Annotated in this window: 28 protein-coding genes; 21 read left to right on the top strand and 7 right to left on the bottom strand. The window is 69.0% G+C overall.

Going from position 1 to position 23,777, the window contains the following annotated elements; translation table 11 throughout:
- Positions 1-2: 2 nt before the first annotated feature.
- Genes P0Y33_RS16200 through secY form a run of 7 tightly spaced genes read left to right on the top strand, consistent with a single transcriptional unit; the run spans position 3 to position 4,812 of the window.
- A complete protein-coding gene (locus P0Y33_RS16200) occupies positions 3-719 on the top strand; it encodes a 50S ribosomal protein L32e (RefSeq protein WP_279528423.1) in 717 nt (238 codons plus the stop codon).
- Positions 716-1,180 (top strand): 50S ribosomal protein L19e, encoded by a 465-nt coding sequence (locus tag P0Y33_RS16195; RefSeq protein ID WP_279528422.1) that lies wholly within the window; start codon positions 716-718, stop codon positions 1,178-1,180. Before P0Y33_RS16200 ends, P0Y33_RS16195 begins: the two co-directional genes overlap by 4 nt.
- On the top strand, positions 1,180-1,731 hold the full coding sequence (locus P0Y33_RS16190; protein WP_279528421.1) for a 50S ribosomal protein L18: 552 nt from the start codon (positions 1,180-1,182) through the stop codon (positions 1,729-1,731). The genes P0Y33_RS16195 and P0Y33_RS16190 overlap by 1 nt, the downstream gene beginning before the upstream one ends.
- A gap of 3 nt (positions 1,732-1,734) precedes the next feature.
- Positions 1,735-2,373, top strand: coding sequence for a 30S ribosomal protein S5 (locus P0Y33_RS16185; RefSeq protein WP_279528420.1), 639 nt, complete (start codon positions 1,735-1,737; stop codon positions 2,371-2,373).
- Positions 2,373-2,837, top strand: coding sequence for a 50S ribosomal protein L30 (gene rpmD / locus P0Y33_RS16180; protein ID WP_279528419.1), 465 nt, complete (start codon positions 2,373-2,375; stop codon positions 2,835-2,837). Before P0Y33_RS16185 ends, rpmD begins: the two co-directional genes overlap by 1 nt.
- 4 nt (positions 2,838-2,841) lie before the next feature.
- Positions 2,842-3,333 (top strand): uL15m family ribosomal protein, encoded by a 492-nt coding sequence (locus P0Y33_RS16175; RefSeq protein WP_279528418.1) that lies wholly within the window; start codon positions 2,842-2,844, stop codon positions 3,331-3,333.
- Between the two features lie 3 nt (positions 3,334-3,336).
- Positions 3,337-4,812 carry a preprotein translocase subunit SecY gene (gene secY, locus P0Y33_RS16170; protein WP_279528417.1) on the top strand — a complete coding sequence of 492 codons (1,476 nt, stop codon included), beginning with the start codon at positions 3,337-3,339 and terminating at the stop codon, positions 4,810-4,812.
- Positions 4,813-5,138: 326 nt separating this feature from the next.
- Here the strand turns inward: secY and P0Y33_RS16165 are convergent, their stop codons facing one another.
- Entirely contained in the window at positions 5,139-6,152 is a 1,014-nt protein-coding gene (locus tag P0Y33_RS16165; RefSeq protein WP_279528416.1) for an amidohydrolase family protein, read from the bottom strand.
- A gap of 75 nt (positions 6,153-6,227) precedes the next feature.
- Complete coding sequence (locus P0Y33_RS16160) at positions 6,228-7,469, bottom strand: HD domain-containing protein (RefSeq protein WP_279528415.1); 1,242 nt, start codon at positions 7,467-7,469, stop codon at positions 6,228-6,230.
- An 80-nt stretch (positions 7,470-7,549) separates the two neighbouring features.
- On the opposite strand from P0Y33_RS16160, the gene P0Y33_RS16155 reads away from it, so the two are divergent.
- From P0Y33_RS16155 to P0Y33_RS16120, 8 genes are all read left to right on the top strand, one after another.
- On the top strand, positions 7,550-8,275 hold the full coding sequence (locus P0Y33_RS16155; protein WP_279528414.1) for a DUF7537 family lipoprotein: 726 nt from the start codon (positions 7,550-7,552) through the stop codon (positions 8,273-8,275).
- Between the two features lie 95 nt (positions 8,276-8,370).
- Entirely contained in the window at positions 8,371-9,387 is a 1,017-nt protein-coding gene (gene cofD, locus P0Y33_RS16150; protein ID WP_279528413.1) for a 2-phospho-L-lactate transferase, read from the top strand.
- Positions 9,384-10,136 carry a tRNA-dihydrouridine synthase gene (locus P0Y33_RS16145; protein ID WP_279528412.1) on the top strand — a complete coding sequence of 251 codons (753 nt, stop codon included), beginning with the start codon at positions 9,384-9,386 and terminating at the stop codon, positions 10,134-10,136. Before cofD ends, P0Y33_RS16145 begins: the two co-directional genes overlap by 4 nt.
- The gene (locus P0Y33_RS16140) at positions 10,126-10,977 is read left to right on the top strand and encodes a triphosphoribosyl-dephospho-CoA synthase (protein ID WP_279528411.1); all 852 of its coding nucleotides are present in this window, start codon (positions 10,126-10,128) and stop codon (positions 10,975-10,977) included. Before P0Y33_RS16145 ends, P0Y33_RS16140 begins: the two co-directional genes overlap by 11 nt.
- Positions 10,974-11,600 (top strand): DUF447 domain-containing protein, encoded by a 627-nt coding sequence (locus P0Y33_RS16135; RefSeq protein ID WP_279528410.1) that lies wholly within the window; start codon positions 10,974-10,976, stop codon positions 11,598-11,600. The genes P0Y33_RS16140 and P0Y33_RS16135 overlap by 4 nt, the downstream gene beginning before the upstream one ends.
- Positions 11,601-11,770: 170 nt before the next feature.
- Positions 11,771-11,950 carry a 30S ribosomal protein S17e gene (locus P0Y33_RS16130; protein ID WP_279528409.1) on the top strand — a complete coding sequence of 60 codons (180 nt, stop codon included), beginning with the start codon at positions 11,771-11,773 and terminating at the stop codon, positions 11,948-11,950.
- Between the two features lie 75 nt (positions 11,951-12,025).
- The gene (gene asd, locus P0Y33_RS16125) at positions 12,026-13,057 is read left to right on the top strand and encodes an aspartate-semialdehyde dehydrogenase (protein ID WP_279528408.1); all 1,032 of its coding nucleotides are present in this window, start codon (positions 12,026-12,028) and stop codon (positions 13,055-13,057) included.
- Between the two features lie 60 nt (positions 13,058-13,117).
- Positions 13,118-13,276, top strand: a complete 159-nt coding sequence (locus P0Y33_RS16120) for a hypothetical protein (RefSeq protein ID WP_279528407.1) — start codon at positions 13,118-13,120, stop codon at positions 13,274-13,276.
- Here P0Y33_RS16120 and P0Y33_RS16115 read toward each other — a convergent pair.
- On the bottom strand, positions 13,273-14,226 hold the full coding sequence (locus P0Y33_RS16115) for a D-2-hydroxyacid dehydrogenase (protein WP_279528406.1): 954 nt from the start codon (positions 14,224-14,226) through the stop codon (positions 13,273-13,275). The genes P0Y33_RS16120 and P0Y33_RS16115 overlap by 4 nt on opposite strands.
- 93 nt (positions 14,227-14,319) lie before the next feature.
- On the opposite strand from P0Y33_RS16115, the gene P0Y33_RS16110 reads away from it, so the two are divergent.
- From P0Y33_RS16110 to P0Y33_RS16100, 3 genes are all read left to right on the top strand, one after another.
- Entirely contained in the window at positions 14,320-15,255 is a 936-nt protein-coding gene (locus tag P0Y33_RS16110) for a DMT family transporter (protein WP_279528405.1), read from the top strand.
- 51 nt (positions 15,256-15,306) lie between these two features.
- Positions 15,307-16,575, top strand: coding sequence for an MFS transporter (locus P0Y33_RS16105; RefSeq protein WP_279528404.1), 1,269 nt, complete (start codon positions 15,307-15,309; stop codon positions 16,573-16,575).
- 83 nt (positions 16,576-16,658) lie between these two features.
- Positions 16,659-16,892, top strand: coding sequence for a hypothetical protein (locus tag P0Y33_RS16100; RefSeq protein ID WP_279528403.1), 234 nt, complete (start codon positions 16,659-16,661; stop codon positions 16,890-16,892).
- Between the two features lie 268 nt (positions 16,893-17,160).
- On the opposite strand, the gene P0Y33_RS16095 is transcribed toward P0Y33_RS16100, so the two are convergent.
- The 3 genes from P0Y33_RS16095 to P0Y33_RS16085 all read right to left on the bottom strand — a co-directional run bounded on the left by P0Y33_RS16095 (position 17,161) and on the right by P0Y33_RS16085 (position 18,767).
- Positions 17,161-17,529: a hypothetical protein gene (locus P0Y33_RS16095; protein ID WP_279528402.1), complete on the bottom strand. Its 369-nt coding sequence runs from the start codon at positions 17,527-17,529 to the stop codon at positions 17,161-17,163.
- Between the two features lie 104 nt (positions 17,530-17,633).
- The gene (locus tag P0Y33_RS16090; RefSeq protein WP_279528401.1) at positions 17,634-18,278 is read right to left on the bottom strand and encodes a dienelactone hydrolase family protein; all 645 of its coding nucleotides are present in this window, start codon (positions 18,276-18,278) and stop codon (positions 17,634-17,636) included.
- Positions 18,279-18,326: 48 nt separating this feature from the next.
- On the bottom strand, positions 18,327-18,767 hold the full coding sequence (locus tag P0Y33_RS16085) for a hypothetical protein (protein ID WP_279528400.1): 441 nt from the start codon (positions 18,765-18,767) through the stop codon (positions 18,327-18,329).
- A 133-nt stretch (positions 18,768-18,900) separates the two neighbouring features.
- On the opposite strand from P0Y33_RS16085, the gene hisD reads away from it, so the two are divergent.
- From hisD to P0Y33_RS16070, 3 genes are all read left to right on the top strand, one after another.
- Positions 18,901-20,205 (top strand): histidinol dehydrogenase, encoded by a 1,305-nt coding sequence (gene hisD, locus P0Y33_RS16080; protein WP_279528399.1) that lies wholly within the window; start codon positions 18,901-18,903, stop codon positions 20,203-20,205.
- A gap of 96 nt (positions 20,206-20,301) precedes the next feature.
- Entirely contained in the window at positions 20,302-21,084 is a 783-nt protein-coding gene (gene surE, locus P0Y33_RS16075) for a 5'/3'-nucleotidase SurE (RefSeq protein ID WP_279528398.1), read from the top strand.
- Positions 21,085-21,192: 108 nt separating this feature from the next.
- Positions 21,193-21,954, top strand: a complete 762-nt coding sequence (locus P0Y33_RS16070) for an SDR family NAD(P)-dependent oxidoreductase (protein WP_279528397.1) — start codon at positions 21,193-21,195, stop codon at positions 21,952-21,954.
- Positions 21,955-21,972: 18 nt separating this feature from the next.
- On the opposite strand, the gene P0Y33_RS16065 is transcribed toward P0Y33_RS16070, so the two are convergent.
- Positions 21,973-23,679, bottom strand: coding sequence for a tRNA uridine(34) 5-carboxymethylaminomethyl modification radical SAM/GNAT enzyme Elp3 (locus P0Y33_RS16065; protein WP_279528396.1), 1,707 nt, complete (start codon positions 23,677-23,679; stop codon positions 21,973-21,975).
- Between the last annotated feature and the right edge of the window lie 98 nt (positions 23,680-23,777).

The following is a 23,777-nucleotide window of genomic DNA, read 5'->3' as shown; positions in this document are numbered from 1 at the left end:
AGATGGCCGAAGACGAGATCCAGGAACTCGAAGACATCAGTGGGGTCGGCCCCTCGAAGGCCGACGCACTCCGCGAGGCCGGCTACGAGTCGGTCGAGGACGTGAAGGCCGCTAGTCAGGAAGACCTCGCCGCCGTCGACGGCATCGGTAACGCGCTCGCTGCGCGTATCAAGGCCGACGTCGGTGGCCTCGAAGTCTCCGAGGAGACCGAGGCCGAGGTCGAGGAGGAGGCCCCCGAAGCCGAAGCCGAGGAGGCTGAGGCCGAGGAAGTGGAGACGGAACTCCGTCCCCGTGGCCACGCCGACAAGACCCCCGAACTGACCGACGAGGAGGAGCGCCTCCTCCAGAAGCGAAACAGCGAGGGCAAGCCGCAGTTCAACCGTCAGGACCACCACAAGAAGAAGCGTGTGTCCACGTCCTGGCGGCGTCCCCGCGGCCAGCTCTCGAAGCAGCGACGCGGTATCAAGGGGAAGGGCGACACCGTCGAGGCGGGCTTCCGCTCGCCCGAAGCCGTCCGGGGCAAGCACCCGAGTGGCTTCGAGGACGTCCTCGTCCACACGGCCGAGGACCTCGACGAACTCGACCCCGATACCGAAGCCGCACGCATCGCCTCGAAGGTCGGCTCGCGCAAGCGCGAGACCATCGAGGAGAAGGCCGAAGAACTCGGCATTCGCGTGCTCAACCCGACCTACGTCGAAGTCGAGGTGGAACAAGAATGACTGATCTCTCCGCACAGAAACGGCTCGCAGCCGACGTCCTCGACGTCGGTGAGAACCGCGTGTGGTTCGATCCCGACGAGCAGGACGAGATCGCGGACGCGATCACTCGCGACGACATTCGCGAACTCGTCGACGACGGGACGATCCGCGCGGAGGACGTACAGGGCAACTCCCGGGGCCGTGCCCGCGAGCGCGCAGCGAAGCGCGCTTACGGACACCGCAAGGGGCCCGGCACCCGCAAAGGGAGCGCCGGCGCCCGCGAAGACCCGAAGGAGAAGTGGGAAGACAAGATCCGCGCACAGCGCCGGACGCTACGGACGCTCCGCGACAAGGGCGTTCTCGAACCCTCGCAGTACCGTGAGCTCTACCGAAAGGCGAACGGTGGCGAGTTCGACAGCATCCGCCGCCTGCGCACCTATATCGAAGAGAACTACGATGTCGAACTCGAGGGTGATGCCTGATGGCTAACGGACCACGATACAAGGTTCCGATGCGACGCCGCCGCGAGGTCCGGACTGATTACCACCAGAGGTTGCGCCTCCTGAAGGCCGGGAAACCTCGGCTCGTCGCTCGCAAGAGCAACAACCACACCACGGCGCAGCTGGTCACGCTCGGACCCGACGGTGACGAGACGCTGGCGAGCGCACACTCCAGTGACCTCGAGGAGTTCGGCTGGGAGGCCCCGACGGGCAACCTGCCGAGCGCCTACCTCACCGGCTACCTCGCCGGCAAACGCGCACTCGACGCCGGTCTCGAAGAGGCCGTCCTCGACATCGGTCTGAACTCCGCGACCCCCGGGTCGAAGGTGTTCGCCGTCCAGGAGGGCGCCATCGACGCCGGTATCGAGTCGCCGCACAACGACGACGTGTTCGCCGACTGGCAGCGCAACCGCGGCGCACACATCGCCGACTACGCAGAACAGCTCGACGAACCGCTGTACAGCGGTGACTTCGACGCAACCGAACTCCCCGAGCACTTCGACGACGTGCTCGAGACTATCCAGGAGGACTAACACATGAGCTACAACGACAGCTGGGAACCCAAGACCCGCCTGGGCCGCAAGGTGCAGGAGGGCGAGATCGACACGATGTCGGACGCCCTCGAGTCCGGTCTCCCGCTGAAGGAGGCCGAGATCGTCGACCAGCTCCTTCCGGGGCTCGACGACGAGGTCCTCGACATCAACATGGTCCAGCGGATGACCGACTCGGGCCGCCGAGTGAAGTTCCGGTGTGTCGTCGCGGTCGGTAACCGCGACGGCTACGTCGGCTACGCCGAAGGTCGCGACGACCAGGTCGGCGGCGCCATCCAGAAGGCCATCGGTATCGCGAAACTGAACATCATCGACGTCTCCCGTGGCTGTGGGTCGTGGGAGTGTGGCTGTGGGCGTCCCCACACCGTCGCACTCAAGACGACCGGCAAGGCCGGGAGCGTCGAGGTCGAACTGCAGCCCGCCCCCCGAGGTCTCGGTCTCGCGGGCGGTGAGACCGCGCGCCACGTCCTCGAACTCGCCGGTATCGAGGACGTCTGGACGCGCACGTCCGGCAAGACGCGCACCACCGTGAACTTCGCGAAGGCGACGTTCAACGCACTGCGCAACACCGCCGAGGCGCGCATCCCGCAGCGCACGCTCGAGAAGCGTGAGGTGATCGAATAATGAAGGCGATCGTCAACCTCCGTGGCGAGGTCAACCGCAGCAACAAAGTCGACGACACGCTCGACATGCTGAACCTCCACCACGTCAACCACGCGACCGTCGTGCCCGAGACGGACACCTACGAGGGCATGATCGCGAAGGTCAACGACTTCGTCGCTCACGGCGAACCCTCCCAGGACGTCCTCGCGGAGGTCATCCGCAGTCGCGCCGAACCCGAGGAGGGGTCGGCCGACGTCGACGACGAGTGGGTCGCCGAGAACACGGACTACGAGGACGTCGACGCCCTCGCCGAGGCCCTCCTCGACGAGGAGACGACGCTCCGCGAACAGGGACTCTCTCCGGTGCTCCGTCTCCACCCGCCGCGTGGCGGTCACGACGGGATCAAGAACCCGCAGGCCGACGGCGGCCAGCTCGGGAAGCAGACCACCGAGGAGATCGACGAACTCCTCCACGCGATGCGCTAAGACAATGACGAACAAGAAACGCCGACAACGTGGTTCCCGGACGCACAGCGGCGGCTCCCACAAGAACCGGCGCGGTGCCGGTCACCGTGGCGGCCGCGGCCGTGCGGGCCGTGACAAGCACGAGTTCCACAACTACGAACCCCTCGGTAAGCACGGGTTCACCCGCCCCCAGAAGGTCCAGGAGGAGATCGCCGAGATCTCCGTCCAGAAACTCGACGAGGACGTCGCCCTCTACCTCGAGGACGGCGTCGCCGAGGAGACCGACGGTGGGTACCGCATCGACGCTCGCGACGTGGTCGAAGACGGTCACGAGGTCGACGCCGTGAAGGTGCTCGGCGACGGGCAGGTCCGCAACCAGCTCGAAGTCACCGCCGACGCGTTCACCGCCGCAGCGGTCGAACTCATCGAGGAAGAGGGCGGCGAGGCCGTCCTCTCCGAGCGTGCCGAAGAGGCCGAAGAGACCGAAGCAGCCGAAGAAGCGGAAAGCGAGGAATAACCCATGGGATGGAAGGAGGCCGCTGCACCGGTGCTCACGCGAATGCCCGCAGTCCAGCGCCCGGAGGGGCACGTCCCCTTCAAGCGCAAGCTAGCGTGGACCGCGGGGATCCTCGTGCTGTACTTCTTCCTGACGAACGTACAGCTCTGGGGGCTCGCGGGCGGCGGTGACGACCTGTTCGGGCAGTTCCGTGCCCTCCTCGCCGGCGCGCAAGGCTCCGTCCTGCAACTCGGTATCGGCCCGATCGTCACGGCGAGCATCGTCCTGCAACTGCTAGGCGGTGCGAACCTGCTCGGCCTCGACACGAACGATCCGCGCGACCAGCAGCTCTACCAGGGGCTGCAGAAAGTGCTGGTCGTCGTGATGATCTTCCTGACCGGGGTCCCCATGGTGTTCATGGGGAACTTCCTGCCGCCGAGCCAGCAGCTCGCTCAGAGCCTCGGTATCGGCATCCTCGGCGTCCAGGCCCTCATCTTCGCTCAGATCGCCGTGGGCGGTCTCCTCATCCTCTTCATGGACGAGGTCGTGAGCAAGTGGGGCGTCGGCTCCGGTATCGGGCTGTTCATCGTCGCGGGGGTCTCACAGAGCCTCGTCGGCGGGTTCATCTCGCCGTTCGGCCAGCCGCCGGAGGCCAGCCTCCTCAAGACGTGGATCGCCGCGCTCACCGGGGGTATCCAGGTCCCACCGCTGCTGACCGGTGAGGGCATCGCCTTCGTCCTCATCCAACTGCAGGTGCTCGACCTGTTCACGACGCTCCTCATCTACGGAGTCGTCGTGTACGCCGAGTCCGTGCGGGTCGAGATTCCGCTCAGCCACGCCCGGGTGAAGGGTGCCCGCGGTCGCTTCCCCGTGAAGCTCATCTACGCGAGCGTCCTGCCCATGATCCTCGTCCGCGCCCTGCAGGCGAACATCCAGTTCCTCGGGCGCATCCTCTACTCCCAGATGGGAGAGTCGATGCCCGACCTGCTCGGCGTCTACGCGACGAGCGGGGGTTCGGTCTACCCGACCAGCGGCCTCTTCTACTACCTCGCGCCCATCCACGGGCGCGGGGAGTGGATGTGGTGGCTCGGGCAGACCGCCGCCGAACCGTGGCAGATCGCCATCCGTGTCCTCATCGACCTGACCTTCATGGTCATCGGTGGCGGTATCTTCGCCATCTTCTGGGTCGAGACCACGGACATGGGTCCCGAGGCGACGGCCCGGCAGATCCAGAACTCCGGGATGCAGATCCCCGGCTTCCGACAGAACACCGGCGTCATCGAGAAGGTGATGGAGCGCTACATTCCGCAAGTCACCGTCATCGGCGGCGCCCTCGTCGGGCTGCTGGCCGTCATGGCCAACATGCTCGGCACCATCGGGAACGTCACCGGGACGGGTCTGCTGCTCACGATCTCCATCACGTACAAACTGTACGAGGAGATCGCCGAAGAGCAGATGAAGAACATGCACCCCATGATGCGGGACATGTTCGGCGACTGACCTCGGTTCCGCACACTCCCGTCTTCGCTTTTTTCGCGCCGTCGCGTGTGTCTCCCTCGCCGTGAGCGTCGCGTCCGTCTCCCCGACAGACGTCAGAGCCCCGGCGCGTCACGCAGTCGAGACCCGCACTCCGGACACCGGTCGTCGGACTCGACGCACTCCGCACAGACGACGCCCGGGCAGTTTCGGCAGAATCGACCGGTCGATTCGTCGCTCTCGTCCGCAACTCCGGTCTCACACCGGAGACAGGTCGTGTTCATCCCCGACATATATTCGGCTACGACCGAGTACAGAATAAAGGTGTGTGCGCGCCGATGTCGGCGCTACTACAGGACGACGCGTTTCACGTCGTTGGTGCCGGCGCGTCGCACCACCGCCCGGACGGGGTCGCGGACGCCCGCGAGGTTGTCGGAGTCGCCGTCGAGGACGAGCAGTTCCGCGGGGCGACCCTCCTCGACGAGGCCGGCGTCGCTGCCGATTATCTCGGCGCCGGCGCGGGTCGCCATGTGGAGGGCGGCCGGAGCGGGGACGTCACAGACCTTCGCGGCGAACTCCATCTCGCGGAACATCGAGGGACTGTCGAGCATCACGTTGTCCGTGCCGAGCGCGACGGACGTCCGCTCGCGGAGTTCGTTTATCGGGGGCGTCCCGACGTCCGTGACGAGGTTCGAGCGGGGGCAGACGGCGACCGGTATCTCCGAGTCCTCGACGCGGTCGAGGTGGACGTCGTCGGCGTGGACCATGTGGACGAGGAGGTCCGGATCGAGGTCGAGTGCGGGGTGGATGTCCTCGGGACCGACCTCGCCGGCGTGGATGGCGAAGAACTTCCCCGCCTCGCGGGTGGCGTTGCGCTCGCGGGAGAAGTCGGCGTCGGCCGCGCCGCTCGCACCGAAGCCGTCGGCGACGTCGAGGACTTCGGTCTCTTCGCGACCGAGGACGAACGGGTCGATGGCGAGGTCACCGAGGGCGTCACGGAGGATCTCGACTCCTTCGACGCCACCCTCGCGGAACTCCAGGAAGCGGGCGGTACCGGACTGCTGCATGAAGCGCAGCGAACGGTGGATGGCCTCGACCTTCTCCTCGCGTCCGGTCTGCCGGAGGAGGCGGTGTTTCAGGCCGTCCGGCGGCGCGACGAGTTCTTCGAGCGAGAGTCCCCGGCCGGCCTCCTTCGCGATGGAGTCACCGACGTGAGTGTGCGCGTTGACGAAGGCCGGACAGACGATGTCGTCGCTCTCGACGTCGGCTTCCTCGATCGCGACGATCTCGTCGTCTTCGACGACGACCCGCCCCTCGACGGGTTCGAACTCCGGGCCACGGAGGATGGTCCCTTCCAGTTTCATGGTCGCCCGTTCGCGCGGACGGGGTTTGGTTCGTTCGCCTTCGCCTTCGGCACCACCTCGACCTCGCCCGACGGCTCACTCGCTCGCGTCGCCGGTGAACTCTTCGAGACTCGTGTAGCGGCCGTGGCTGCTGTTCTCGGCGATGAGCGCGCCCTCGGTTTCGAGTCCGAGGACCGCCTCGGCGGCCCGGCCGACTTTCTCGGCGACGGGTTCGGGCGCGTAGACGCCGAGGCGCCACTGCTCGGCCTGGGCCTGCTGGAGGGCGGAGACGAGCGCGGACTGCTCGCCGAGGCGTCGAATCTCGCCGCCGACGAGGACTCGCGTCGTGGACTCGCGCATGCTCGGGCGGCCCTGCACGTCGACGACGACGTGTTCGGGGTCCACGTCTGCACGGGCCGCGATGTCGCGTTCGAAAGCCCGCACGTCCTCGTAGTCGGCGTCGACGACCGAGTCGTCCACGTCGACCAACTCGGCCCACACCGCACGCTTGTAGAGGTCGCGGGTGGCGAGACGCTCGCCGTACGGTGCGGTCTCGTCCTCTTCGCGGATGGCGACCGAGAGTTGGTGGTCGTCCATCCGGCGCACCCGCTCGGGGTCGTAGTCGCACTCGTCGAGGAGCGTCTCGGTGGCGCGGCGGAGCATCGCCTTGCTGATGCGGGCGACGTGGTGGTTGTAGACGGTCGGGTTCATCAGCGCCCGCGCCACGAGTAGGCTCTCGGCGGACTGGACGTTCCCCTCGTCGAGGACGAGTTCGCCGTCGCGCAGGCGGAGTTCCCGGACGAGGCGTTCGGTGTCGATGGTGCCGTAGGGGACGCCCGTGTGGTGGGCGTCGCGGACGAGGTAGTCCATCCGGTCGACGTCGAGTTCGCCGGCGATCACCTGGCCGAGTTCGCCCTCGCCTCGCACGAGGTCCGCCACCTCGTCCGGGTCGACGCCGTGAGCGTCGAGGATCGGTGCGACGGGGTCCGACGTGACGATGTCACCGACGTCGTCGTGGTACTTCCCGGTACGGCGCTGGAGGAGGTCCTCGACGTTGTGGCTGAAGGGGGCGTGGCCCACGTCGTGGAGGAGGGCGGCGGCCTGCGTTCGGGTGGCGCGCGGGCCGTCGACGTCGAGTTCTTCGAGCGCGCGGCAGGCGAGGTAGTAGACGCCCAGCGAGTGCTCGAAGCGGGTGTGGTTGGCCGAGGGGTAGACGAACGAGACCGTCCCGAGTTGTTTGACCCGGCGGAGGCGCTGGACCGGCGCGGTGTCCAGCAGGTCGGCCGCGACGCCCTCGACCGAGATGTGGTCGTGGACGCTGTCCTTGATGGTCGTCATACGCCCGGATTGCGCCGCCACCGGGTAAAAACTCGCGGACAGTCGAAGCCTACTTGCGTTCGCTGGGCGGACCGATACGTATGCGTTCTCGCACTCGCACGCTGACCGCCCTCCTGCTCGTCGCCGCACTCGTCGTCGGTGCTGGCTGTGCCGCGATGCCCGGCGGTGAGACGAAACCCTACGAGACGCCACTGAACGGCTCCGAGATGGAGCAGAAACACGCGACCGTCCTCCAAGAGGCCGGAAGCTACACGTACGAGTTGAACTACTCCTCTTCGTTCTCGGGGCAATCGTTCCTCGGTACGAACGTCAGCGCACAGGTCGACACCGAGTCCGACGCGGCGTTCTTCGCGACGAACTCCTCGCTCGGTCCCATCGAGGTGTACGTTCCACCGAACGGGTCGGCCTACCAGCGCATCGGCACGGGTGAGGAAGCGCGCTACCGCCAGATTCAGCAACGGCCGAACCTGAGCCAGTTCGCCCGCCTCGACCTCACGAACCTCACGGCGAAGACGAACTTCACGGCCAACGGGACGACCACGATCGACGGCGAGACGGTCTGGGTGTACGAGTCCAGCGCCAACGAGTCGCTCTCGATGGCCGACAGCGTCTTCGAGCACGCGAACTCCTCGGTCACGCTCTACGTCCGGTCCGACGGACTCGTCAAGCGGACGACGGTCACCGTGACGGCCGGCAGCGGCGACACGTCGGGGTCGCTGACCCTCACTCGGACCTTCCGGAAGGTCGGGTCGACGATGGTCGAGGAACCGGCCTGGCTCGACGAGGCGAAGAACGCGACCGCCTGAGTCGGGGACGGGACCGACGTCGACGTCCAGGTCCGACTCCGAGTCGAGGTGTCGACGACGTAAGCGTTTACCTGCCCGCGGCCGACTGTTCGCGTATGACGACTTTCCTCGCCGGCGGGACCGGCACGCCGAAACTCCTCGCAGGTGCCGACGAGGTGTTCGACCCCGACGAGACGACCGTCGTCGCCAACACCGGCGACGACGTGGAACTCGGGGGTCTCTTCGTGTGTCCCGACGTGGACACCGTCCTCTTCGAGCGCGGCGGCGTCCTCGACACGGAGACGTGGTGGGGCCTCGAAGACGACCCGACCGAGACCCACGACTACCTCCGCGACCTCTCCGAGCGAGTCGGCATCGACACGACGCCGCGCTACCTCCCCGACGAGGAGCAGACCGCGGGCCGCGACCTCGCGGCGTGGCGGCGCTTCTCCGCGGCGGGCGAGTTCATGACCATCGGCGACCGCGACCGCGCGGTCCACCTCTTACGGACCTCCCTCCTCGACGAGGGGCACTCGCTCACCGAGGTCACCCGCGCGCTCGCGGACGCCTACGACCTCACCGTCGACCTCGTCCCGATGAGCGACGACCCCGTCGCGAGCATCGTCCACACGCCGGACGAAGAGATGCACTTCCAGGAGTACTGGGTCGGACGCCGGGGCGACGCCGACGTCCTCGACGTGGAGTTCCGCGGGTCGAAGGACGCCGCCGCGAGCGACGCCGCGGTCGAGGCCGTCCGCTCCGGCCCGGTCGTCGTCGGGCCGTCGAACCCCGTCACCTCCATCGGGCCGATGCTCACCCTCCCGCGACTCGTCGACGCGCTCCGCGAGACGACCGTGGTCGCGGTCTCGCCGTTCGTCGAGGACACCGTCTTCTCCGGGCCGGCCGACGACCTGATGGAGGCCGTCGGCTACGAACCGAGCACCGCGGGGGTCGCCGAGGCCTACCCCTTCGCCGACGCGTTCGTCCTCGACGACGAGGACGGGACCGACCTCGACCGCCCGGTCGTCCGGACGGACACGGAGATCGACGACGCCGCGGACGCCGAACGCGTCGCCCGGGCCGTCCGCGACGCCATCGAGACGGTCGAGACCGAGGGGCACGCCCCGCGATGACCGCCGTCGACTTCCACCCGCGCGTCGCGCTCGCGAGTCTCAGCGGCGAGGCCGACGCCGAGTGGGCGCGTGCCGCCAGCGAGTACGCCGGTCTCGCCGTCATGGGCGGGATCGCCCTCGACGACGCCACCCGCGAGGCCGCCCGCGAGATGGCCCGCGACCGCGACCGGACCGAGTTCCTCCCCGACGACCCCGTCGCCTTCGTCGACGCGCAACTCGGGGCACTCGACGACGAACCGCTCCAGTCGGGGTTCAACGTCCGGACGACGACGCTCGACCCACTCCGCGAGGCCGCCCGCGTCTGCGCCGACCACGACGCCCTCCTCGAAGTGAACGCCCACTGCCGACAGGACGAGATGTGCGCGGCAGGTGCGGGCGAGTCCCTCCTCGCCTCGCCCGGACGCCTCGCCGAGCAGGTCGCCGCCGCGAGCGAGACCGGTGCGACGGTCAGCGTGAAGGTCCGCGCCGAGGTCGAGGGCGTCGACCTCCCCACCCTCGCCACCCGCGTCGACGACGCCGGGGCCGACGTCCTCCACGTGGACGCGATGGATTCGGAATCCGTGGTCGCCGACGTGGTCGAGGCGTTCTCCGGGTTCGTGATCGCCAACAACGGCGTCCGCGACCGGGAGACCGTCGCGGAGTACGCCGACTACGGCGCGGACGCGGTGAGCGTCGGCCGGCCGAGCGACGATCCGCACGTCCTCTCGCGCGTCCGCGACGCCGCCGAGGAGGTGTTCGATGGTCCGTAGCCCCGCCCGGAACGCCGAACTCGCGCTCCTCCTCGAAGTCGCGGGCACCCCCAAACCCGGGAACGTCGACCGCGAGCGCGACGTCGACGACCTGCACTTCGAGCACTTCCTGGCCGGGGCGGTCGGCACGCAGAAGGGGCTCCGCCTAGCGGCGGGCGGCACACCCGTCGGTGAGGCCTTCGAGGCGGCCGTCGCGGGCATGAGCGACCAGTCGGGCGGCAACACGCAGTTCGGCTGTCTCCTCCTGCTCGTTCCGCTGGTCCGCGCGACTACCCAGCGGGGACTGGCTCCCGAGTCCGCCGCCCACGTCGTCGAGCACACGACCGTCGCGGACGCCGCCGACTTCTACTGCGCGTTCGAGCACGTGGACGTCTACGTCGACGACCCACCGGAGGACATGGGCACGCTCGACGTTCGCCGCGGGAGCGACGCCGTCCCCGAACTCGAACGCCGGGGCCTCACCCTCTACGACGTGATGGAACGCTCCGCGCCCGCGGACGGCGTCGCCGCGGAGTGGGTGAACGGCTTCGAACGTACCTTCGAGACGGCCGACCGCATCGAGTCGGGGCAGGGACCGGTCACGGACCGCGCGGCCGACGCCTTCCTCGCTCTCCTCGCCGAGGAACCGGACACGCTCGTCGCGAAGCGCCACGGTCGCGAGACGGCCCGCGAGGTACGCGAGCGCGCGGCCGAACTACACGAGGAGAGCGAGCGGGCCGACCGCGACGACGTCCGCGAGTTCGCCGACGAGCTGGTCGAGCGCGGCGTCAACCCCGGCACCACGGCGGACCTCGTCGCGGCGGGTCTCTACGTCGCCCTCGAACGGGGCGTCGAACTGTGAGTGGGGAGCGTTCGGGTGCCGGAGACGGCGCGGACAAGTGGCCACTCGACCTGGAGGGCGTCACCGAGACCGTCGTGACGACTCGGGGGCCGAACGGCCGGTGGAACGCGGCGGCGCTGGGCGTGCACGCACCGACGAGTGAGGAGGGCGCCGCACCCACCGCTCGCACGTTCGGGAACACCCGCACCCGACGCAACTTCGCCCGCGAGGCCGGGGGCTACGTCCACTTCACCGACGACCCGCTCCTCTTCGTGGAGGCCGCGCTCTCCGTCCGCGAGCAGGACGACCCGGTCCTCCCCGAGACCGGCGCGTGGGTGCGTGTCGACGTCGAACGCGTCGACGCCGAGACGTCGGACGGGACGCGCGTCGAGACGTGGTCACTCGACGCCGCCGAGTCCGCAGTCGTCGAGGAGCAGGTCCCCCGATTCGACCGCGGGCGCGCGGCCGTCGTCGAGGCCACCGTCGCCGCCTCCCGACTCGACGTCCCCGCGTTCGACACCGAGACGCTCCACGAGCGCCTCGACTTCTTCGGGGAGACGGCGCGGACCTGCGGCGGTGCGCGCGTCCACGAGGCCCTCGACCGCCTGCAGGAACTCGTGTCGTGGCGTGACCGGGGCGAGTAGGCCCTTAAGAACCGGTGTCGGGTACATAAAGAGACGAACCACGTCACCGTCGGAATCCGGTCGAACCGGCCGGTCGACGCGACGATTTCTGGGCGTCTCCGGTCGCGAGTCGGACCCAAAAGCCGTCGCAGAACGAATCCTTTTAACGCCCGGCGGGCGAAACGCGCGGTATGGCCATCAAGCCCGACTACGTCAAGAAGACGGGGAACATCCTCCTCGAGCGATACCCCGAAGCGTTCAGCCGCGAAGACTTCGATCACAACAAGGAGGCCGTCACGCGTCTCACCAACATCGAGTCGAAGGAAGTCCGCAACCGCGTCGCGGGCTACATCACGCACAAGCGCAACTAGTTCTCCTCAGCGCGGTTCCACCGAGACTTTCTCGTATCGGAAGGGCTTAGGTAGCGGGCGCGACTACCTGTGCGTATGACTCGCGTAGGCATTCTAGGCGCCACGGGCGCCGTCGGACAGCGATTCATCCAGCTCCTCGACGACCACCCCGACTTCGAACTCGCGGCCGTCACGGCCAGCGAGGCGAGTGCGGGCGAGACGTACAAGGAGGCCGCGAAGTGGCGCGTCGACACGCCCATCCCGGAGGACGTCGCCAGCATGACCGTCCGTGCGACCGACCCCGACGAGGTCCCGGACGACGTCGACCTCCTGTTCTCTTCGTTGCCCTCCAGCGTCGCCGAGCGCGTCGAACCGAAGTTCCTCGACGCGGGCTACGTCGTCTCCTCGAACTCCTCGAACGACCGTCTCGCCGACGACGTCCCCCTCGTCATCCCCGAGATCAACCCCGAGCACCTCGACCTCATCGAGGTCCAGCGCGACGAGCGTGGCTGGGACGGCGCGCTCGTGAAGAACCCGAACTGCTCGACCATCACGATGGTCCCGACGCTCGCCGCGCTCGACCGCTTCGGTATCGAGCGCGTCCACGTCTCGACCCTCCAGGCCGTCTCCGGGGCGGGTTACTCCGGCGTCTCCTCGATGGAGATCATCGACAACGCCATCCCGCACATCGGCGGCGAGGAGGAGAAGATGGAGACCGAGTCCCGCAAACTCCTCGGCGACTTCGACGGCGCCGAGGTCGAGTGGCACGGCGCCGAGGTCTCGGCCTCCTGTAACCGCATCCCGACCATCGACGGCCACCTGGAGAACGTCTGGGCCGAACTCGACGAGGACCCGACGGTGGCCGAGGTGTACGAGGCGTTCGCGGACGCGCCGACGCAGGACCTCTACACCGCGCCCGACCCGCTCATCGAGACGTTCACCGAACCCGACCGCCCCCAGCCCCGTCTCGACCGCATGGTCGGCGGCGGCATGGCCGTCGCGGCCGGCGGCGTCCAGCACACCGACTCGGGCATCCAGTACAACTGCCTCGCGCACAACACCATCCGCGGCGCGGCCGGCGCCTCCCTCCTCAACGGCGAACTCCTCGTCGAAGAGGGCTGGGTCTAGGGCCACCCACGGCCACGGGCACCGACGACTTTCTTTACTCGCGGCGTGCTACTAGGTACCATGAGTTCTCGGTCCCCCCACCAGGCAGCCGCGACGCTCGCCGTCCTCGCCGGCGTGTGGTACCTCGTCGCCGCGGGCGCGGGGTCGCGGTTCGCCACCGCCCTCGTCGTCGCACTCCTCGGCGTCGCGCTCCCGCTCTGGTACGTCCGGAACTGCTAGACGACGCGGTTCTCTAGCTCCTCGGCACCGGTCGTCTCCAGTCGTTCGTAGTTGCGCGCGAGGATGTCGGCGAGTCGCTCCCAGTGTTTCGGCGTGTGGCCGGCGTTGTGGGGCGTCACGATCACGTTCTCCATCGTCCAGAGCGGGTGGTCGTGCGGGAGCGGTTCGGGGTCGGTCACGTCGAGTGCCGCCCCGCGAATCCCCTGTCGCTGTACCTCCGCGAGCAGGGCGTCCGTGTCGACGACGCCACCGCGCGCGACGTTGATCAGGACGGAGTCGGGTTCCATCGTCAGCAGTTCCTCCTCGCCGATGAGTCCGCGCGTGACGTCGGTGAGCGGCGTCGCGAGTACGAGGTAGTCGGTCCGCGAGAGCGCGTCGTGGATGGCCGCGTCGTCGAAGCCCACCACCTCGTCGGTGGGGCCGCCCTTCTCGGGGGTGTAGCGGACGCCGATGGTGTCGACGTCGAAGCCCTGGAGGCGCTGGGCGACCGCCTGGCCGATAGCCCCGAGTCCGACGATAGTGACCGTCGAGTCGGTGAGTTCGTACCCCTGGAAGTGGCGCCACTCACGTTGGTCGGAGCGTCGCAAGCCTTCGTGGAGGTTGCGGGCGAACGTGAGGACGTAGCCGAGCACCTGTTCGGCGATGCTCGGCGCGTGGATGCCCGCCGCGTTCGTGACCGCGACGTCGTGGGCTTCGAGGGCGTCGAGCGGGAGGTGGCCCGTGCCCGCGTACGCGCAGGCGAACAGTTCGAGGCGGTCGGCCTCGTCCAGGAGGTCGGCGTCGACGTCGACGCCCGTGACGACGCGGGCGTCGCGGACGAGTTGGCGCTCGTGCTGTGGGGTCGCCGCGTAGGCGACCTCGGCGTCGGGGAGGCGCTCGCGAATCTCGTCGGCGTAGTCGCGGGCCGAGAGACCGTGCGTGTCCGCGCGGAGGACGGCGATGTCCGTCATGCGTGGGTGTGAGACGGGCGGGGACCTAAGCGTTTGGTGGTGCCACCGACGTCGACTCGAAACCCTTGAATCCGCCCGCCGGCTACGAGTTCTGTGAACGACCGTCGAGACGTAATCGCGTTCCTCGCGCTCGCCGCGGTGTGGGGGAGCGCGTTCGTCGCCACGGAGGCCGCGCTGGCGTCGGTCCCGCCCGTCCTGCTCGCCGCCCTCCGCTTCGACTTGATGGCCCTCCTCCTGTTCGCCGCCGCGGCCGTGCGCCACCGCGAGGACCTGTGCGCTCTCCGCCCGCGCGGGTGGGGCGACTGGTCGCCGGTCCTCGCCGGCGGCGCGCTCACCATCGGTGTCCACCACGCGCTGTTGTTCGCCGGCCAGCAACACGTCCCCGCGGCCGTCGCCTCCACGCTCGTCGGACTCATCCCCGTGTTGACGCCCGCGCTCAACCGCTTCGTCCGGCCGGGGCAGAACCTCTCCGTCTCGACTATCGCGGGTCTCCTCTGCGGGTTCGTCGGCGTCGTCGTCATCGCGAACCCCGACCCCTCGAACCTCGCGGCCACCTCGACGGGGACGCTGCTCGTCTTCGCCTCCGCCGTCGTCTTCACGCTCGGGGCTGTCCTCACCGACGAGTCGCGGGCCGTGCTCCCACCGGTCCCGATGCAGGCGTGGATGGCGCTCGTCGGCGCGGCCCTCCTCCACGTCGCGGTTCTCGTCCTGCCGAGCGAGTCGTTCGCCGCGGCGACGTGGTCGCCCGCCGCGGTAGGGTGGACGGTCTACCTCGCGGCCATCCCCGGTGCGGTCGGGTTCTTCGTCTACTTCCGCCTGCTCGACCGTCTCGGCCCCGTCCAGGTGGGCCTCCTGGAGTACGTGATCCCGCCGTTCGCGGCGCTGTTCGCGTGGCTCCTCTTCGGCGACTCCCTCACCGCGAACACCGTCGTCGGTTTCGTCGCCGTCCTCGTCGGCTTCCTGCTCGTGAAGTCGGCGGCGGTCCGGTCGGCGCTCCGCCGGGCCGACGGTCGCGCGTCCGCGGACTGAGCCGAAGCCGCCGGCTATAACTCGGCGCCGGCCCAGGTTCCCGGAACGGAGATGGACGGCTCTCCCTTCGACGGTCCCGACGGGCGACAGCGGACGGTCATCGCACTCGCGGCCGTCGCGCGCTTCGCCGCGGCCATCCTCATGGGGACGGGACTGGCCGTCATCGTCGAGCGCCTCGGCGGGTCGCCGTTCGCCGTCAGCATGGTCCTCGGCGCCTACTTCGGCGGGATGATGCTGTTCGCGCCGTTCTGGGGTGCGGTCGCGGACGCGACCGGCCGCCGACGCGACGTACTCCTCTGGACGTCGGCGCTCGCCACCTTGACCGTCCCCCTGCTCGTCGTCGCGGAGGGCGTGTGGGCCCCCATCGGCCTGCGTGGACTGTACGCCGTCTTCGCCGCCGGGTTCTCGCCCGTGATGCTCTCGTTCGCGAGCGCCCGCGGGGGCGACGACGACCGCGGGTCGGAGATGGGCTTCTTCAACAGCGCCCGCGGCGCCGGTATCACCGTCGGACAGGTCGGCGCGGGCGTCCTCCTCGGGTTGGCCACTCCGGACACCTTCTACCTCGTCGTCGCGGGCGTCAGCGCCGTCTCGGTGCTCGCCGTCGCACTCGTCACCGACCCCGCGGACGTCGACGGGACGACCGACCCGAAGACCGTGGTCTCGGAGGTCCGCCGGCGACTCTTCCCGCCACCGGACGAGCGCGAGCACTTCGACCGCGGGGGCCTGCGCTGGTTGTACGTCGCGCTCGTCGCGCGCAACACGACCGTCCTCGGCGTCATCAGCCTCCTCCCCACGTACTTCGCCGGACCGGTGGGCGCCTCGACGGCAGTGATGGGTCTCCTGCTCGCGCTCAATCCCGCCGGTCAGACCGTCTGCATGTACGTCTTCGGGAAGGCGGCCGACGCCTACGGCCGCAAGCCCCTCATCACGGCCGGGATAGCGGGGAGCGGTGCGTTCGCCGTCCTCGCCGCCGCGGCGTCGCTGCCCACCGCGGAGGGAGTCCGCGTCGTCGTCGCCGGCCTCGCGATGGTGCTCATCGCGGCCTCCTTCTCCGCGATGAACACGGGCGCGGTCGCCTTCATCGGCGACGTCGCCCCACCGGAACACGAGTCCGGACTCATGGGACTCCGGACGACCGCGAAGGGACTGGGTGGACTGCTCGGTCCCGTCCTCGTGGGGTCGCTCGCGACGGCGACCTCCTACCGGACGGCGTTCCTCCTCGGGAGTTCGCTCGCGTTCGGCGCCGCCGTGCTCGCCAGCGTCCGCCTCGTCGAGACGAATCCCGCGGCTGGCGGGACGGCGTTCGCCGCCGACGACTGACGGGGGACGGGAGCGGTGCGGAGTGACTGCCCGTATCGCCGGTTTACCAAGGGTTTTTGGCACGAATCGTCTATCCGACGACCATGACGGACTCGCGCGCCCTCACCTGTCACGCGAAGCTCGCCCGCGTCGTCCTCGCGAACCGGGGACCCCTCTCGCCGGCGGAGGTCGCGCGCGAGGCGCGCATCGACGAGGCGGACGCCGTCGAGGCCCTCGACGAACTCGCCGACGCCGGTCTCGCACGCTCGGTGTGTGGTGTCTGTGCCACCCGAGAGGAGGTCTACGAGTTGACCGAGGACGCGACGGTCGAAACCTGAAGGAAGCGCTCATACGTCTCGGCGTCCTAGCCCGACACGCGCACCCTCAGTCCCCGCCCGAGCGACCCTATCAGGGAGCCATGACGTCGCGGAGAACCCGGATGCGCGAGATTCCGCGGGACGCTTCTGCGTCGCGCAGGGTGGCGACCCACGCCCGCCCGACACGAGGGTTTTCCCGGCCGACGCGGCACGCCGCCCCGGAATGAGGCCGGTCGTTAGTGTCTCGGGCGACACTTCTCCTGCAGAGTGACGACGTTCCCCGGGTCCCTCAGACGGTGAGGAGGATTCCGGCCGTCACGAGCGCCGCGAGGACGATGGCCGCGGCCGTGATCTTCGTGGCTTCGAGTTGGTCGGCGTGTCTGTTCTCGGGGTCCTCGACGGTGCCCGTCTCGCCGTCGACGGAGTAGCGGCCGAGCACCGCGAGGCGGACGCAGAAGGCGTCGTACGCCTGGAGTCCCCACTCGAAGCCGACGCCGAGCGGCAGGAAGACGGCGACGAGGAGGGCCTCGGGCAGGAGTCCGACGGCGCAGGCGGCCGTGTAGAGCGCGGCGGCGAGGAACGCACCGGCGGCGACGAGCGCCCGTTTCCGACGCTCCTGCGGGCCGATGTTGCAGTGTCCTGGTCGGTAGTCGCTCATACCGAAAGAGGGGGTGGACGTCAGTTGAGAGTTGCGTCACCGGCGCGGACGGTCGGTTCTCCCGTGCCGACCGAGCGGCCCGCGTCGGTGGTCGGCCGCCCGCCTCAGCCGAGGTGCTCGACGAACCAGTCGCCGGCGAGGTCGGCGACTTCCTCCAGTTCGCCCTCGCCGGAGAAGAGGTGGCCCGCGCCCTCGATCACTGCGAGTTCCTTCTCGCCGGTGAGTTGCTCGTAGGCCTCACGGTTCAGTTCGAGGACCGGGTCGTCGTCGCCACCGACGACGAACAGGCAGGCTGCCTCCACTTCGGGCAGTTCGTCTTCGGCCATGTCGACGCGGCCGCCGCGCGAGACGACCGCTGAGACGGTGCCGGGGCGGCGGGCGGCCCCGCGAAGTGCCGCGGCCGCACCGGTGCTCGCGCCGAAGTAGCCGACGTCGAGACCCGCCGTCTCGCCGTGGTCCTCGGTCCAGTCGGTGACCGCGACGAGGCGGTCGGTGAGCAGGGGGATGTCGAAGCGGTTCTCCCGCACGCGGTCTTCCTCCTCGGTCAGCAGGTCGAAGAGGAGCGTCGCGAGACCGCGGTCGCGGAGCGTCTCGGCGACGGCGGTGTTCCGGGGGCTCTTGCGACTGCTCCCGCTCCCGTGGGCGAAGACGACGAGTCCCTGCGGGTCCTCGGGGACGCCGAGGTTCGCCTCCAGCGTGACCTCGCCGACCGGAATCTCCAGTGGCTCGGGAATGGCGTCGTCGGACATGGCTCGTTCGGAGCGTCGAAGGGCGGCCGGCTAAAGCTTCGGGCGGTCCTACCTCAGGAGGACGAAGGCCGCCCACGCTGCAGGAATTGTGAGCAGGTGGACGACCACGAACAGGGCGCTCCAGAGAAACTTGAGTCGACGCGGGACACCGCCACTGCTGAGCCACCCGAGAGTCTCCCCCAGGAGGAGCGAGACGACGAGGAGTGGAAGTCCGTAGACTCTCGCGAGTGTCTGTAGCGGTGGTCCGAAGAGAGGGCCGGACGGGAGGCCACCGACGCCGACGAGTGCGAGGGCGGCGAAGACGAGAACCAGTAGTTGGGCACACAGACAGACGAGGACGATGCCGCCGTGGGAGAACCCCGGGTCCGTGCCGTAGCGGGCTGCCACGGTTCGGACGCAGTACGCGACGACTACCGAACTCCCGACGAGGCCGAGAAGGACGACGAGGGGGAGCGTCGAGACGAATCCTGGTGGGCCACTTACCGACACGGCTGAGGAGACAGAGATCCAACACATATGCTTTCTGTTCGGCGCGACCACCGAACCGTCTCCGCGCTCGACAGCGTCGGCACCCTCCCCCAGATGGGAAACCGTTTTTCGCGCCGCCCACCAACCACGTGGCATGACTGACGACACTCCACTCTCGCCCGAAGCCGTCGCGGACCTCGGTCCCGACCGACGGCAGGCGCTCTTCCAGCGCGACGCCGGTATCGAGACCGTCCGCGACGACGTCCGCGACATCGTCTCTCGGGTCCGTACGGAGGGCGACGTCGCGCTCCGCGAGTTCGCCCGCGAGTTCGACGACGTGGAGGTGGGCAACCTCGACATCACCGACGAGGCCGAACGCGCCTACGAGGAGCGCGTCGACGAGGACGTCCGGGACGCCATCGAGACCGCCGCCGAGAACGTCCGCGAGTTCCACGAGGCGCAGGTCCCCGAGGACTGGCGCGACACGTTCGGGAACCGCGAACTCGGGCGGCGCTTCCGTCCGGTCGAGCGCGTCGGCGCGTACGTCCCCGGCGGCGCGGCGGCCTACCCCTCCAGCGCGCTGATGACCGTCGTCCCGGCGAAGGTGGCGGGCGTCGAGCAGGTCGCCGTCGCCACACCGCCCGCCGACGAACTGAACCCCGCGACGCTCGCCGCACTCCACGTCGCCGGCGCGGACCGCATCTACGCCGCCGGCGGAGCACAGGGCGTCGCCGCCCTCGCCTACGGGACCGAGACGGTCGACCGCGTCCAACTCGTCGTCGGCCCCGGTAACAAGTGGGTCACCGCCGCGAAGGCCGAAGTCCGGGGCGACGTCGACATCGACTTCCTCGCCGGCCCCTCCGAGTTGCTCGTCGTCGCGGACGAGACGGCCGACCCGAGCGCCGTCGCCGCCGACGTGCTCGCGCAGGCCGAACACGACCCGAACGCCAGCGTCGTGGTCGTCACCGACGACGAGGCTGTGGCCGAGGCCGTCGTCGACGAGGTGGCGCGACAGACCCCCGAGCGCGACCGGGCCGACACCATCCGCGAGACGCTCTCGAACGACGCCAGCGGCGTCTTCGTCGCCCGCTCGATGAGCGAGGCCGTCCTCTTCGCCGAGGAGTACGCCGCCGAACACCTCTCCATCCAGGCCGACGACGACGAGGCACTCCTCGACCGCATCAGCAATGCAGGAAGCGTCTTCCTCGGGCCGTACACGCCCGTCGCGGCCGGCGACTACGCCACCGGGACGAACCACGTCCTCCCGACGAACGGGAAGGCGAAACTCACCGGCGGTCTCTCGGTCGACACGTTCGTCCGCTCGACGACCGTCCAGCGTCTCGACCGCGACGCCCTCGGCGACCTCCGCGACACGATCACGACGCTCGCGACCGCCGAGGGACTGGAGGCCCACGCCGCCAGCGTCGACGTCCGATTCGAGGACGCAGACGAGGAGTAGCGACGGCGAGCCGAACAGTTGAACGATTGTACAACTGTTCAACTGAAGGGGTGGTGAGCGACAGGTCGAAGGAGGTGCCCGACGCTACCTCAAGTGATGACCGACGGTCTCGACGTCCTCCTGACGAACGACGACGGCATCGACGCACCCGGGATTCGCGTCGTCGCCGACCACCTCCGCGACGCCGGCGGTGTCGCGTCCGTGACGCTCGCCGCCCCTGCGGAGAACCAGAGCGGGACGGGCCAGACCCGGACCCACGGCGCCGTCTCCTACGAGACGCGCGACGACGGCTACGCGGTCGCGGGGACCCCCGCCGACTGCGTCGCACTCGGCGTCGCCGCCCTCGACTGCGACCCGGACGTCGTCGTCTCCGGGTGTAACGACGGACCGAACCTCGGCGCGCACATCCTCGGGCGCTCGGGAACCGTCGGCGCGGCGATGGAAGCCGGCTTCCTCGAACTCCCCGCCGTCGCCCTCTCGATGTACGACTGGGAGTTCAGCTACGACGGCCACTACGACCCCGGACCGGAGAAGTTCACCCTCGCGGCCGACGTCGCCGCGGACCTCGTCCCGCGCTTCGCCCGCGGCGACGTCCTCCCCACCGCCGACTACCTCAGCGTCAACGCGCCGGCCGACGACATCGCCGACGACCCGGTGTACCGCGTCACCCGTCCCTCCGAGGAGTACGAACTGGAGGCGACCGTCACCGAATCGGGAGTGAACGTCGAGGCCCGCTTCTGGCAGGAGTTCGTCGAGCGCCGAATCCCCGACCCGGAGGGGACCGACCGCCGCGCCTGCGTCGACGAAGAAGTGAGCGTCACACCACTGACGGCCCCACACGGCATCGCACCCGACGTGACCGCCGGCGGCCTGCTGTAGCGCCCGCACTCTGCCGACCGTCCGCCACACTACACCACGCAGACGAAGCTTTTTGTCGACTAGTCGTGACTGCCCGGGTATGCGAGTCGATCACATAGAGGTGTCGCGATGGGAGCGAGCGTGACCGTCGCGGGGACCGTCGCCGTCGTCGTCGGCGGGACGAGCGGCCTCGGACGCGGTATCGCCCGCGGGTTCGCCGAGGACGGTGCGCACGCCGTCGTCCCGACGAGTCGGACCGAGTCGGCCGTCGCGGACACCGCCGACGAGATCCGCGAACGGGGTGCGGAGTCGCTCGAACGGACGTGCGACGTCACCGACCGCGCGTCGGTCGAGGCGCTCTGCGACGCCGTCGTCGACAAGTTCGGCCGCGTCGACGTCCTCGTCAACTCGGCGGGAGCCATCGCCCGCTCGACCATCGAGGAGGTGACAGAAGCGGAGTGGGACCACGTCACCTCGGTGCAATTCGACGGGGTCTACCGGACGATGCAGGTCTTCGCCGACGCGATGGACGAAGGCGCCATCGTCAACGTCTCCTCCATCTCGGGGCGCGTCGCGAACCCCGAGCAAATCGCCTACTCCGCGGCGAAGGGCGGCGTCGACAGCCTGACCCGCGCCGCCGCGACCGAACTCGGTCCCGACATCCGGGTCAACGCGATCCGTCCGGGCTTCTTCGTGACGCCACAGACCGCCGACGAGTACGACGAGGAGAGCCGCCGGGTGCAGATCATCGAGGAGCGCTCGCCGCTGGGGCGGATGGGGACGCCCGAGGAACTCGTCGGCGCGGCGATCTACCTCGCCAGCGACGCCGCGAGTTACACCACCGGCGAGATCCTCACCGTAGACGGTGGGTTCTGCGACGCGACGTTCTGAAAAAGAACTGCCACCCGTTCAGAGCCGCTTGCTGACGTACGGCCCGTCCTGGTAGTAACCGAGTTTCTGCTTGTAGTATTGGCGTGCGCCGATACCGGAGATGACCGAGAGTTTGTCGTAGCCGGCGTCGCGGGCCATGTCCTCGGCGCGCTCCATCAGGCGGCGACCGTAGCCCTGGTGTTGGTGCTGGTCGCCCTCGCTCTCGTCGCCTGCTCGCGGCGTGCCGCCGCTCGCGTTTCCGGAGTCGCGTGGCGACTCCCCGACGGTGACCTCGGTCCCGTAGACGTGGAGTTCGCGCAGGAGCGCGGCGTTGTCGAGTTCGCGGCGCACGGGGTCGTTCGGGAAGCGTAGACGGGCAAAGCCCACCAGCAGGTCCTTCTCGAAGTCCTCGAAGGAGATGAAGTGTTCTCTCCCGCCGCCGGCCTCGTACTCCAGCACGTCGAGTTCGACGTTCTCGGGGTCCTCGTCGTTCATGCCGACCTCGCGACAGCGGATGCAGGAACACTCCCAGCCGTGTTCGTCCATCTTCTGCCAGGCGAGTTGCCGGAGGTTCGACTTCCACACGCCGGCGTCGATGAAGTCCGCGGGGATGTCGCGCTGGACGCGCTGGAGGCGGACGTACCGGGGGAGGTCCTTCATCACGCGGGCGACGAGTTCGGCCGCCCGCTCGTTGTTCAGCGGTTCGAAGTCGTCGCGCTTCCACTGGTCGTACACCCGCGTCCCGCGGACGACGAGCGTCGGGTAGATCTTGAGGTAGTCGGGGCGCCACTCCGGTTCCTCGAAGAGTCGGCGGAAGTCCTCGACGACCATCTCCTCGGTCATGCCGGGTTGACCGGGCATCATGTGGAAGCCGACCTTGAACGCGGCGTCGCGCAGGCGGCGGTTCGCGTCCATCGACGCCTGCATCCCGTGGCCGCGGTGCATCTCGCGGTTGATGCGCTCGTAGGTCGTCTGGACGCCGACCTCGACCTTCGTCCCGCCGAGGTTCAACATCCGGTCGATCTGCTCGGGGTCACACCAGTCGGGTTTCGTCTCGAACGTCGTCCCGATGTTGCGGACGTTCCCGAACTCGTTCTCGGTCTTGACGTCTTCGAGGTACCGGAACTCGTACTCGTCGGGGTCCTGCGCGAAGCTCTTCCCCTCGGCGGGGTCCGGGTCCGTGTCCGGGTCGAAGTCGTTGAGTGCTTCGAGGGCGCGCTTGGTGAACCACTCCTGGTAGTCGTGGCTGCGGGCGGTCATCGTCCCGCCCATGACGATGAGTTCGACCTTGTCGACGGGGTGGCCGATCTCGCGGAGTTGGTGCAGGCGGAGCATCACCTGCCCGTAGGGGTCGTAGTCGTTCTGCTCGCCGCGCGCCGCCGCGGGTTCGTGGCCCGTGTACGACTGCGCCGACGAGAACTCCGAGGCCGGCCCGCCGGGACAGTAGAGACACTTCCCGTGGGGGCAGAGGTGCGGACTCGTCATGATGGCGACGGGCGTGACGCCCGACGCCGTCCGGACGGGCTTGCGCTGGAGGACCTCCTCCAGTTCCTCGCGGCGGCCGTCGGGGGCGAAGCCCAGCAGGTCGTTGTGCTGGGGGACCTTCGGAGAGGAGTACTTCCCGCAGACCTCCATCTTCGCCTGCTCGACGTCGTCCTTCCCGACCTCGCCGGTCAGGATGCGGTCGACGAGTTCGCGACAGGCGGCCTCGAAGGCGTCTGACCCGCTGTCGGCGTCGGAGCTCATTAGGTGTAAACCAGTGGTGTCGCGAGGAAAAGGATGTCGTTCGCCGGGACCGGCGTCCGGGTCCTGCTACTCGGATTCCGTCTCGACGTCGAGAGCCG

This window comes from Halospeciosus flavus, from assembly GCF_029814175.1.
GTDB classification, from domain to species: Archaea; Halobacteriota; Halobacteria; order Halobacteriales; family Halobacteriaceae; genus Halospeciosus; species Halospeciosus flavus.
This window is presented reverse-complemented; position numbering and strand designations above follow the sequence as displayed.

Bases quoted from the DNA above. Each gene is read 5' to 3' on its own strand.
- P0Y33_RS16095 (WP_279528402.1), bottom strand. From the start codon at position 17,529: ATGAGCGACTACCGACCAGGACACTGCAACATCGGCCCGCAGGAGCGT.
- P0Y33_RS16195 (WP_279528422.1), top strand. From the start codon at position 716: ATGACTGATCTCTCCGCACAGAAACGGCTCGCAGCCGACGTCCTCGAC.
- P0Y33_RS16175 (WP_279528418.1), top strand. From the start codon at position 2,842: ATGACGAACAAGAAACGCCGACAACGTGGTTCCCGGACGCACAGCGGC.
- P0Y33_RS16070 (WP_279528397.1), top strand. From the start codon at position 21,193: ATGGGAGCGAGCGTGACCGTCGCGGGGACCGTCGCCGTCGTCGTCGGC.
- P0Y33_RS16145 (WP_279528412.1), top strand. From the start codon at position 9,384: ATGACCGCCGTCGACTTCCACCCGCGCGTCGCGCTCGCGAGTCTCAGC.
- P0Y33_RS16105 (WP_279528404.1), top strand. From the start codon at position 15,307: ATGGACGGCTCTCCCTTCGACGGTCCCGACGGGCGACAGCGGACGGTC.
- asd (WP_279528408.1), top strand. From the start codon at position 12,026: ATGACTCGCGTAGGCATTCTAGGCGCCACGGGCGCCGTCGGACAGCGA.
- P0Y33_RS16165 (WP_279528416.1), bottom strand. From the start codon at position 6,152: ATGAAACTGGAAGGGACCATCCTCCGTGGCCCGGAGTTCGAACCCGTC.
- P0Y33_RS16090 (WP_279528401.1), bottom strand. From the start codon at position 18,278: ATGTCCGACGACGCCATTCCCGAGCCACTGGAGATTCCGGTCGGCGAG.
- P0Y33_RS16120 (WP_279528407.1), top strand. From the start codon at position 13,118: ATGAGTTCTCGGTCCCCCCACCAGGCAGCCGCGACGCTCGCCGTCCTC.
- P0Y33_RS16065 (WP_279528396.1), bottom strand. From the start codon at position 23,679: ATGAGCTCCGACGCCGACAGCGGGTCAGACGCCTTCGAGGCCGCCTGT.
- P0Y33_RS16190 (WP_279528421.1), top strand. From the start codon at position 1,180: ATGGCTAACGGACCACGATACAAGGTTCCGATGCGACGCCGCCGCGAG.
- surE (WP_279528398.1), top strand. From the start codon at position 20,302: ATGACCGACGGTCTCGACGTCCTCCTGACGAACGACGACGGCATCGAC.
- cofD (WP_279528413.1), top strand. From the start codon at position 8,371: ATGACGACTTTCCTCGCCGGCGGGACCGGCACGCCGAAACTCCTCGCA.
- P0Y33_RS16185 (WP_279528420.1), top strand. From the start codon at position 1,735: ATGAGCTACAACGACAGCTGGGAACCCAAGACCCGCCTGGGCCGCAAG.
- P0Y33_RS16155 (WP_279528414.1), top strand. From the start codon at position 7,550: ATGCGTTCTCGCACTCGCACGCTGACCGCCCTCCTGCTCGTCGCCGCA.
- P0Y33_RS16140 (WP_279528411.1), top strand. From the start codon at position 10,126: ATGGTCCGTAGCCCCGCCCGGAACGCCGAACTCGCGCTCCTCCTCGAA.
- P0Y33_RS16115 (WP_279528406.1), bottom strand. From the start codon at position 14,226: ATGACGGACATCGCCGTCCTCCGCGCGGACACGCACGGTCTCTCGGCC.
- P0Y33_RS16100 (WP_279528403.1), top strand. From the start codon at position 16,659: ATGACGGACTCGCGCGCCCTCACCTGTCACGCGAAGCTCGCCCGCGTC.
- secY (WP_279528417.1), top strand. From the start codon at position 3,337: ATGGGATGGAAGGAGGCCGCTGCACCGGTGCTCACGCGAATGCCCGCA.
- P0Y33_RS16200 (WP_279528423.1), top strand. From the start codon at position 3: ATGGCCGAAGACGAGATCCAGGAACTCGAAGACATCAGTGGGGTCGGC.
- P0Y33_RS16130 (WP_279528409.1), top strand. From the start codon at position 11,771: ATGGCCATCAAGCCCGACTACGTCAAGAAGACGGGGAACATCCTCCTC.
- P0Y33_RS16160 (WP_279528415.1), bottom strand. From the start codon at position 7,469: ATGACGACCATCAAGGACAGCGTCCACGACCACATCTCGGTCGAGGGC.
- hisD (WP_279528399.1), top strand. From the start codon at position 18,901: ATGACTGACGACACTCCACTCTCGCCCGAAGCCGTCGCGGACCTCGGT.
- rpmD (WP_279528419.1), top strand. From the start codon at position 2,373: ATGAAGGCGATCGTCAACCTCCGTGGCGAGGTCAACCGCAGCAACAAA.